The sequence below is a fragment of the Candidatus Nitrosopumilus salarius BD31 genome, from assembly GCF_000242875.2.
Lineage (GTDB): Archaea > Thermoproteota > Nitrososphaeria > Nitrososphaerales > Nitrosopumilaceae > Nitrosopumilus > Nitrosopumilus salarius.
Genome location: NZ_AEXL02000141.1, coordinates 1 through 9,277 on the forward strand (window position 1 = coordinate 1; position 9,277 = coordinate 9,277).

At 32.5% G+C, this 9,277-nt stretch carries 13 protein-coding genes and 1 pseudogene; 9 read left to right on the forward strand and 5 right to left on the reverse strand.

The window, feature by feature from the left end:
- From BD31_RS09885 to cobJ, 6 genes and pseudogenes are all read left to right on the forward strand, one after another.
- A pseudogene (locus tag BD31_RS09885) lies at window positions 1-107 on the forward strand (transcription factor S); the annotation flags it as partial.
- Window positions 108-141: 34 nt separating this feature from the next.
- Window positions 142-888: a proliferating cell nuclear antigen (pcna) gene (gene pcn, locus BD31_RS08365; RefSeq protein ID WP_008301189.1), complete on the forward strand. Its 747-nt coding sequence runs from the start codon at window positions 142-144 to the stop codon at window positions 886-888.
- Window positions 889-923: 35 nt separating this feature from the next.
- Window positions 924-1,196 (forward strand): amino acid kinase family protein, encoded by a 273-nt coding sequence (locus BD31_RS10820; RefSeq protein ID WP_008301179.1) that lies wholly within the window; start codon window positions 924-926, stop codon window positions 1,194-1,196.
- 50 nt (window positions 1,197-1,246) lie between these two features.
- Entirely contained in the window at window positions 1,247-2,326 is a 1,080-nt protein-coding gene (locus tag BD31_RS08370) for an aspartate kinase (RefSeq protein ID WP_008301193.1), read from the forward strand.
- A 37-nt stretch (window positions 2,327-2,363) separates the two neighbouring features.
- Window positions 2,364-3,824, forward strand: coding sequence for a DUF7482 domain-containing protein (locus BD31_RS08375; RefSeq protein WP_008301180.1), 1,461 nt, complete (start codon window positions 2,364-2,366; stop codon window positions 3,822-3,824).
- Between the two features lie 48 nt (window positions 3,825-3,872).
- Window positions 3,873-4,667, forward strand: a complete 795-nt coding sequence (gene cobJ, locus BD31_RS08380; protein WP_008301190.1) for a precorrin-3B C(17)-methyltransferase — start codon at window positions 3,873-3,875, stop codon at window positions 4,665-4,667.
- Here cobJ and BD31_RS08385 read toward each other — a convergent pair.
- Window positions 4,664-5,710: a tyrosine--tRNA ligase gene (locus BD31_RS08385; protein ID WP_048097608.1), complete on the reverse strand. Its 1,047-nt coding sequence runs from the start codon at window positions 5,708-5,710 to the stop codon at window positions 4,664-4,666. The two genes, cobJ and BD31_RS08385, sit on opposite strands and share 4 nt — an antisense overlap.
- Before the next feature lie 94 nt (window positions 5,711-5,804).
- On the opposite strand from BD31_RS08385, the gene BD31_RS08390 reads away from it, so the two are divergent.
- Entirely contained in the window at window positions 5,805-6,014 is a 210-nt protein-coding gene (locus BD31_RS08390) for a hypothetical protein (RefSeq protein ID WP_008301174.1), read from the forward strand.
- An 11-nt stretch (window positions 6,015-6,025) separates the two neighbouring features.
- Here BD31_RS08390 and BD31_RS08395 read toward each other — a convergent pair whose 3' ends face one another.
- The gene (locus BD31_RS08395) at window positions 6,026-6,214 is read right to left on the reverse strand and encodes a C2H2-type zinc finger protein (RefSeq protein ID WP_008301160.1); all 189 of its coding nucleotides are present in this window, start codon (window positions 6,212-6,214) and stop codon (window positions 6,026-6,028) included.
- Window positions 6,215-6,280: 66 nt separating this feature from the next.
- Window positions 6,281-6,853, reverse strand: a complete 573-nt coding sequence (locus BD31_RS08400; RefSeq protein WP_048097609.1) for a hypothetical protein — start codon at window positions 6,851-6,853, stop codon at window positions 6,281-6,283.
- 82 nt (window positions 6,854-6,935) lie between these two features.
- On the opposite strand from BD31_RS08400, the gene BD31_RS08405 reads away from it, so the two are divergent.
- Together BD31_RS08405 and BD31_RS08410 are read left to right on the forward strand one after the other, a co-directional pair.
- Window positions 6,936-8,018, forward strand: coding sequence for a DegT/DnrJ/EryC1/StrS family aminotransferase (locus BD31_RS08405; RefSeq protein ID WP_008301172.1), 1,083 nt, complete (start codon window positions 6,936-6,938; stop codon window positions 8,016-8,018).
- A complete protein-coding gene (locus BD31_RS08410; protein ID WP_008301170.1) occupies window positions 8,015-8,491 on the forward strand; it encodes a tetrahydromethanopterin S-methyltransferase subunit A in 477 nt (158 codons plus the stop codon). Before BD31_RS08405 ends, BD31_RS08410 begins: the two co-directional genes overlap by 4 nt.
- Here BD31_RS08410 and BD31_RS08415 read toward each other — a convergent pair.
- Both BD31_RS08415 and BD31_RS08420 read right to left on the reverse strand, forming a co-directional pair.
- Window positions 8,488-8,769 carry a dUTPase gene (locus BD31_RS08415; RefSeq protein WP_238536108.1) on the reverse strand — a complete coding sequence of 94 codons (282 nt, stop codon included), beginning with the start codon at window positions 8,767-8,769 and terminating at the stop codon, window positions 8,488-8,490. The genes BD31_RS08410 and BD31_RS08415 overlap by 4 nt on opposite strands.
- Window positions 8,770-8,884: 115 nt before the next feature.
- Window positions 8,885-9,277, reverse strand: a 393-nt coding sequence (locus BD31_RS08420; RefSeq protein ID WP_008301186.1) for a PfkB family carbohydrate kinase, incomplete at its 5' end; no start/stop codon positions are given.

Consider the following 9,277-nt stretch of genomic DNA (forward strand, 5'->3'; position numbering starts at 1 on the left):
ATGATGAAGCAGTTTGGTGGATGTTTCAAACTAGAAGTGCAGATGAACCCACTACCAGATTTTATCGTTGTCAGAAATGTAAATACACTTGGCGTGATTACACATAACGTTTAACTGGAACTTAAACTCAAGAAAATTGATTTGACTTTTGAAGCAAAAACAAGTGGTTCAGATGATCTAAAGGCAATCATATCTGCAATATCTACACTTGTTGAGGAAGCTACTTTTGTTGCAACTGCAGAAGGAATTACTTTTAGAGGAATGGATCCATCACATGTTGCCCTAATTGATATATCATGGCCTAACTCTGCATTTGAAAAATATGAATGTGATAGCGATATTAAATTTGGAGTAAGAATAGATGAATTTTCAAAACTTATCAAAAGAGCAGATAAAAAAGACAGCATAGAAATTAGTATATCTGAACAAAATATGTTACTTGTAACCGTTGGAAAAAATAAAAAATACAAAATGCGTTTAATTGAAAGCTCTGCAACTGATACGCCTTTACCAAAAATTCCATATGATTCAAAAATCATTTTGTCATCTTCAAAGTTTGACAAAATCCTTGGTGATGTTCAAGTTGTATCTGATTATCTAACAATACACACATCAGATTCAAAAGGGGATTTTTCAGGGAAAGGTGATTCTGGTGAAGTTGTAATTGAACTTGATAAAAACGATGAAGATATTGAAGAAATTTCTTCAAAAGAAGACAGTGTGGGTACTTACAGTCTTGAATATCTTAATCCAGTTGTAAAAGCAGTAGGAACTACTGTGGGCTTTATTACATGTGAATTTTCAAGCGCAAAACCTCTGAGAATTGAATTCAAGGTGGCAAATATTGGCAGAATTCACTTTTACTTGGCTCCACGCGTAGAAAGTTAAAGCATTTAAAGATTAAGCAATTCAGGTATTTTGAATTGAGATTAGTAATAAAATATGGGGGAACATCAATTTCCGCTTCAAAAGACATTCAAGCTGTAGCTAAGTATGTTAATCAATTAGCAAAAAAAGATCAAATTGTTGTTGTTTGTTCTGCAGTTAGTGGAACCACAGATGATCTTATAGAAATATCTGAATCTATAAAAAAAGAAAATAAATCCAAAGCAGAACAACTCGCATCAAAAATTATCAATAGACATAAACAATTAGCAAAACAAACAATCAAAAAATCTGATTTACAAAAAAATTAATAACAAAACTAGATCAAGATTTTTCTGAACTTCTTGCATTAATTGATGGAATGGTATTGCTAGGTGAAGTTACTCCCAGATCAATGGATTATCTAATCTCCTTTGGTGAAAGATTATCAATTAAATTAATTTCATCAGCAATCAATGATTTAGGAAGAAAATCTATCCCTCTTACTGGAAAAGAGGTAGGAATTGTTACTGATTCTAAATATGGTGAGTCTAAACCATTAATGGATACAACTAGATTGAGAATATCAAAAACAATAGATTCTCTATTCTCAAAGAAAACAATCCCTGTTGTTGGAGGATTTTCAGGTGCTGATCAACATGGACATGTAACAACATTTGGTAGAGGCGGCTCTGATTACTCTGCTACAATTATTGGTTCTTGCATTAAAGCTGATGAGATTTGGTTAATGAGTGATGTCGATGGATTGATGACTGCGGATCCAAAGATTGTAAAAAATGCAAAATTACTAAAAGAAGTATCATACATAGAAGCAATTGAAATGGCTTTGTTTGGCGCAAAGCAAATTCATCCACGAACATTTGAGCCACTACTATCTAAGAAAATTCCAATGAGGATTAGAAGTTCTTTCAATATTGAAAATGAAGGGACATTAGTTACAGCATCTACTTCTACATCTGTTAAAAATACCGTAAAATGTGTAAGTAATGTTCGAAATAATGGATTAATTGATGTTCAGGGTGGTAGTATGGTAGGAACACCTGGTACAGCTGCTAAGATATTTGAAACATTAGCAAAAGCTGGAATCAATGTAATGATGATTTCCCAAAATCCCTCCGAATCAAGCATCACAATTGTAGTAAAGAATAATGATCTTGACAAAGCAGTTAGCGCCTTAGAAATGGAATTGCTAGGAAAAATTATTAAAAAATTGGATGTTACAACGGATGTTGCAATAATTGCGTTAATTGGTTCTGGAATGAGAGGAACCGTTGGAGTTGCATCAAAAGTTTTTAGAGCAATTGAGAAAAACAAAGTAAACGTATCAATGATAACACAAGGTTCATCTGAGCTCAATTTGGCATTTGTTGTAAAAAATTCTGATACAAATGCAGCCGTACGTGCTTTACATGATGCATTTGAACTTGAAAAAATCAATTAAGACAAATCATTTAAGGGAACACCATAAACAAGATTTATTGAAAAAATTAACTGTTGTTTTAATTATTGGAATTTTTGCAGCCACACTAATCTTTGTATCTACATCTTCTGATCAATTTGTTGATGCAGGTTCTACAAAAAAAATCCATTTTACTCAAACTATCACCTCCTCACAAGATCCTGGACAAGGACATGAAAATCATCAATTAGCACTTATCTTATCTCCAAACAAGGGAACTCTCTATGATGGTTCAATGACATTTACCTCAAGTGAACCTGTTCAGATTGTAGTTTTACATGAACTAAATTCCCAAGAATCTAAAGGTCAACCTATCTGGACAGTTGATGGAAAAACTGTTTATGGATTATCTCTGATTGATCTACAAAAAAAATCAGATTCTTTTGAATTTACTGGAGCTGCACTTGCATTACATTCTACTGATTCAAAAGAATTTACAGCAACTGTAAGTATAGATGGTTGGATCAGAGGGCAACCAACTGAAGTGATAATGCAAAAAATTGAATTACAAAAAGATCCAACATGGTCACTTTCAAGAGCAAATGTACCAGCTACAATACCAATGCATAAAGGAATCTATGGAGGTAATGACATTCTTTACATAATAACTGACTCCAGTGATGAAAATTATGCAAAAACACTTTCAGAAAAACAAAATTGGAATGTAGAGATTGCTCCAGTTATTGCTAACATACCTGAAAAAGCTCTTCAAAAATTATTCATTTTCAAAAATGGAGTTAGAGATGATGGAATCTATGGATTTCAAAATGAAGTATTTTCAAATACACCATCACAAGAGTCAGAATATAGCGCATTACGTTCTGTAGTTGAAGTTTCTTGGAAGATAGGTCAAAAACCTACAATATTAGAATCAGTAGATGATGTAATTGCAGCTGAAAAGGGTGGAAGAGTTGAATTTAATGAAACAGGAATTGTTCTTAATGCTCCTCAAATAATTTGGCCAGATGGACAAATGATGGAACGCTCTGATAAAGAGATCACAAATGAAATGTCCTATGGCGGAGGTCAAATTCTGGAAATAAACAGAGAAGAAATGACTGTAACTTTTGTAGCTCATAGGGGTTGGGGACCTAATGGGGAAACCATTTACTATATTGTAACTGATGCGACACCTTCAGGACCTGCAGAAACAATGGGCGTTACTTCATCTCCTGTTCTGTCAAATCTAATTGCAAATTCAGGAGCTGTAGATCTTTTCCAATTCAAAAATGGAATTAAAGGAACTGGTCCATTAGGGTTTCAACCTGGAATTGCAGGTGCCTCACTTGGCGATCCAAATTACAGTCCCATGTGGAGAATCTATCTAGTTGAATGGAACGATGCAAAGTCTGCAAAAATTCTAGAAACGAAATCAGATATTGACTCATTTCATGCTGATGATTTGCTATCCGTAAGTATTGCTAGACCTACTAACAGCGATCATATAGTTAATTGTCCATTCATAGATCCATTCCAATAGAAACTTCACTAAAGGGATAAATTACTTAAGAAAAAAATTATCTTAAAATTGACTGGTAAACTCTACATTGTAGGTGTTGGCCCTGGCCATCATGATCATATGACATTTCGAGCAAAAGAAGTGATTGCTGAAAGTGATACTATTGTTGGATATGAAACTTATGTAAATTTAGTTCAAGATCTTATTGGCGGCAAAACTGTTTATCGTTATGCAATGACACAAGAAGTTGAAAGAGCTCATCAGTGTATTGATCTTGCAAAATCTGGAAAAATAGTTTCATTAGTCTCAAGTGGGGATCCTGGAATTTATGGTATGGCTGGATTAATTTATGAAACCCTTGCTGAAACTGGTTGGGATCCTAAAGATGGTTTGCAAGTTGAGATAATACCTGGGGTATCTGCACTTAATTCATGTGCATCAATTATTGGCTCACCCTTAATGACTGATTTTGCAGTTGTTAGTATGAGTGATTTACTGGTTCCATGGGAAATTATAGAAAAAAGAGTTGAAGCTGCAGCACAAGGAGATTTTGTAATTGTAATTTACAATCCTGCAAGTAAAAAAAGAATTCATCAATTACAGGATACTAGAAAAGTTCTTTTAAAATATAGAAAACCTACAACTCCTGTTGCAATCATTAAAGGAGCATTCCGAGACTCTGAAACTATTGTTATGACTGATTTAGAAAATTTACCAAATCATTCTGATCAATTAGGTATGATAACTACAGTAATAATTGGAAATTCATCTACATATACTTACAAAGATTTAATGATTAATCCAAGAGGATACAAATCAAAATATAATTTAGAAGAACAAACTAATCCAAATCTTAAAGTCTAATAGCTTTTCTTTATAACCTCAAAAATCTCTTCACTTAGATTGAGTTTATCTCTAATTGGGGAAACTATCTTCACCAGATACTTTCCTACCGTTTGTTTTAAATCACCTGGATGTAACTTTTTTTGAGCAAAATCTGTTTCTAATTGATTGTAATCTGAATATGAGACATTGCCTCCAAATTTTTCAGGTCGTTCTACATCCATTTCATCAAATTCATGTAAAATCACTGTTCTTGCAATCTCTAATAATGGATTATTTTCAATATTTGCTTCTTCACACCAGGCTTTGCTAATCTTTTTCTTTATTTCATCATCTGTATTGTGAATAAAGATACCTGAATTTGGATCTGATTTACTCATCTTACCTAATATCTGAGAATCACTGGTTTCTGCAGGTTTTGAAAGTCCTGGTAATAATTTATGATGAACTGCAACAGGTACTTTCCATTTCATTTTTGGGAAAATCTCTCTTACTAACATGTGGATCTTTCTTTGATCCATTCCAGCATGGGCAATATCTACATCTAAAGAATGAATGTCTACTGCTTGCATTGCAGGATAAAGTAACTTTGCAACATCAATTTTTTTATCATCTTCTGAGCGACCCATAATTGTAAGTGTTCTCATTGTTCTTGCAATTGACATATGTTTTGTAAATTTAACAAGCTCAGACCAATATTCTGTTTTCTCTTCATATAATTTTGATCCTAAAACAATTTCTATATCTGGACAAACTAATTTGAAAGCATCATGATAATATTGTGAAACTTTTGATATGGCTTCCCAATCTCCACCAAGTTTGTCATTGATTAGAGTGTGCCAATCAGCAAGAAAAACTGTACATTTTACACCTGCTTTTACAAAATCATTGATTTTGAAACCGGTACTGATCAAACTGCCAAGATGCAAAAATCCAGAAATTTCTAAACCTATGTAATGTTTGGGTGATGAATTTGTTTTAAATAATTCAATTAATTCATCATGTGTCACTACTTCTTCTGTAGGTGGTCTTTCAATCAAATCCACTTTTTTTGTTATATCCAAATCAAAACAACTTTTGAGAAGTAAACGTATAAAGTTATTCAAAATAGTTGATTTAATTTGTAAGCTTTGAATAGAAGATATACTTAGAATAGTTATGACTCTTGAAGAAGGATTGGAATTAATTGAAAATTACAAGAAAGGTTTAGAAAAATTTTTAGAAACATTACCCGAGAAGTCAGTTCAATTAGGCTCAGAAATGATTCAAATTCTTTCATTGAATTCCAAAAATGAAATAAAAAATTTAGAATCTATTGAAAAAGCGCTTAAAAGACCACCAAAATATGAATCTGGTTTATCAGATTAATTTTTTAAAACCTACTTACAATTTTTCTTGTGCTTTCTTAAATCCTCTTGAGTGTCAAATTCAGTTCCACAAACTCTGCATTTCTCTTTTTTCTTATTATGTGCTTTTTCTTCATGTTTTTTTAATCGGTCATGATCCGAAAGAACTGTACCGCATTTTTTGCATTTTAATTCATTTTTACTAGACCCGAATAATCCCATGTTGGAATTATCCCTGTATACTAGAAATAGTTTTTTTGATAATTAATCTAGAAGCCTATGATCTGTTTAAAATTCTGGTTCCTCTAGGCTTTTTCTTGGTTTTATACTCAGATAGAATGCATGAGTGCTAATTATAAAAGCTGCAAGAAATACTTTGGTTGCAAAAACTAAATTCCATGGTCTATTTGGGTCTGGATAAGCAACAGACAATCTATCAATATCAGGAACTATCCCATTAATGATTCCCGCAGATATCTGTGCATTCAAAACTGTAAAATTGTATAGTACTTCATAAAGAGTAATTATAGAAAATCCTAGTAACATTAACTGAAGCAAAGCCATCTTTGTCCCAACAATTTTATCTCCTGCAGTTCTTCTCCAACCAATTCTTGAAACACAATACCATCCAATTATTGTAGAAAAAAATATCCAAGTTGACACCCTAGCGAAATTTTCAAATGGAATAGCTGTATTGTGAATTGCTTCTCCCATTACATAAGTTCCATTCTCCATCCATTCTAACATGGTAACATATACGCCAAAAACTAGTGTAGATAACATAATGAATCCACAAATATAGAACACATACAGATAGACTTTGTAACCAGAGTCTGATTTTTCAAGATGACGTGGCTTCATAATGCCGATTGGCAAATTTTGAAATATAAAAATTCATGTTTATTTGATGAGATTTATAGACTAGAATGAAAAACATCAATTATTGAAAATTGCAATAAATATTCCCATATTAGGTAAGGAAGAGATTTCTGCAGTCACATCCATTCTTAAAAATGGTGCTTTAACCTCAGCAGCTAGTCAGGGCGGACCTCATGTTCAAGCTTTTGAAAAATCTGCCGCCACCTTTGTAAAATCAAAATATGCAATTGCAGTCAACTCTGGGACTGCTGCGTTACAAGCTGCTCTATATGCACTAGATGTAAAAAAAGGTGATGAAATTTTAATACCATCATTTACTTTTGTTGCAACTGCAAATGCTGTTGTTTCAACTGGAGCAAAACCTGTCTTTGTTGATATTCTAAAAGAAAATTATACAGTAGACCCAGATGATCTAGAAAAAAAGATTACAAAAAAAACACGGGCAATAATTCCAGTTCATCTTTATGGAAATGTAGCTGATGTAAAAAGACTATCTGAAATCTCAAAAAAATACAATCTACCTATTATTGAAGACTCTGCCCAATCATTAGGAAGTACATACAAAGGAAAACATGCTGGTACTTTCTTTGAAATGGGATGTTGGAGTATGTATCCTGCAAAGGTAATGACTGCAGGTGAAGGTGGATTTATTGCAACTAATGATAAAAAACTTAGAGACAAATTACTTATGATTAGAAATCATGGAATGGTTCATGGATATGACACTAAAATCTTAGGATTAAATTTACGATTACCTGAAATTAGTGCTGCAATTGCAACTATACAAATGAAAAAACTCCCACACTTTTTAAAATCTAGAAAGAAAAATGCAGAACTTTTAACATCATTACTGACTGATCTTAAAGTTGTACTTCCACACCAAAGAAAAAATGAACATGTAAACTGGTATCTTTATACGATTGCAACTGAAAAACGCGATAACCTTTTGAAAAAATTAAATCAAAAGGGGATAGGTGCAGCATCTTACTATCCTACACCAGTTCACAAAACCCCATTTTACAGTCTAAACACTAAACTTCCAGTTACTGACTGGGCTTCAACACATGTCTTATCTTTACCAATTCATCCAAAAGTTACTCTAAAAGAGATTGAATTTATTGGTCAAACTATGCGTGAATTATTGTGAATGTTGTAGGAGAGGCTATTGGAGAATTATGTAAAATCATATTGCCAATACCTGAGGAATATTATTTTGGTAATCCTGACTCTTCAATAGCGATTTGTACTCTTTCAAGCATAAATTTGCTAAAAAACTTAGCAAATTCTGAAATTCTAAACCATATCTCAATAGCGGGAAGACTTCTTTCTGAAAATAAGGGAATTGATTCAATCATTGAATATGTAAATAAAAATCAAAAAATCAAGACTATCATAGTTTGTGGAAAAGAGGTTTCTGGACACAAAGCTGGTCATTCTTTATTTGCAGTACACAAAAATGGAGTTGATGAAAATAAAAGAATAATCAATTCAACCAGTCCAGATCCATATCTTACTGTTTCAAAATTTAAAATACAATATTTTCAAAATAATGTAAACCTTGTAAATTTAATTAATGAAACTAATTATGCAGAAATTCTGAAAATGATTAAAATTTTCTAATATCCGTTTCTTTGTCTTTCTCGGTTGATCTCATTTTTCTTTTTGTATTCTTCCACAATATCATCTGGAGTAAGGTTTAGCTCCAAAGATGCCTGTACAACAAAATGCCATATGTCAATTAACTCTTCTCTTGCTTCTGCTTGATTGAATTCAACTGGTAACTTCCACCATTTCCAATTAGTTGTCCTTTGTAGCTCTACTGCTTCATGCATTATTGCAGTACATAGAGCAGAAATTCTTCCTTCTGAATCTTTAGGATATCTATCTAATTTCATCATCTCAGAGAGACCTTTTTTGAAGTTTGAAAATTATCTCTAATCGATCTTCATATTTTTCAGATATTTCTTTTGACAATTGTAAATTAATTTGAGAAATAATTGAACTTAAGTCTTTTTAGAATCGAATCATCTTTTCATAAATCTTAACTCGTTTTGCAATATCACCATTTTTGATTTTTAGCAATCCATCCAAACCATACCTTTCAACTGCAAATGATCCTAATACATTTCCATAAACGACTGCTTTTTTAATATCTGATATACTGGTTGATTTCTTGCTTGCTAGATATCCTATCATTGCACCTGCAAAAGAATCTCCTGCGCCTGTTGGGTCTACTACATCCTCTAACGAAAAACCTGCTGTAGGAAAAATTACGTCATCATAAAACATCAAAGATCCATGTTCGCCCTTCTTGATAATCACATATTTTGCTCCCCATTGCATCATTTTTTTTGCACATTTAATCAAATTGAATTCTTTTGTAAGGAGTTTAGCTTCTTCATCATT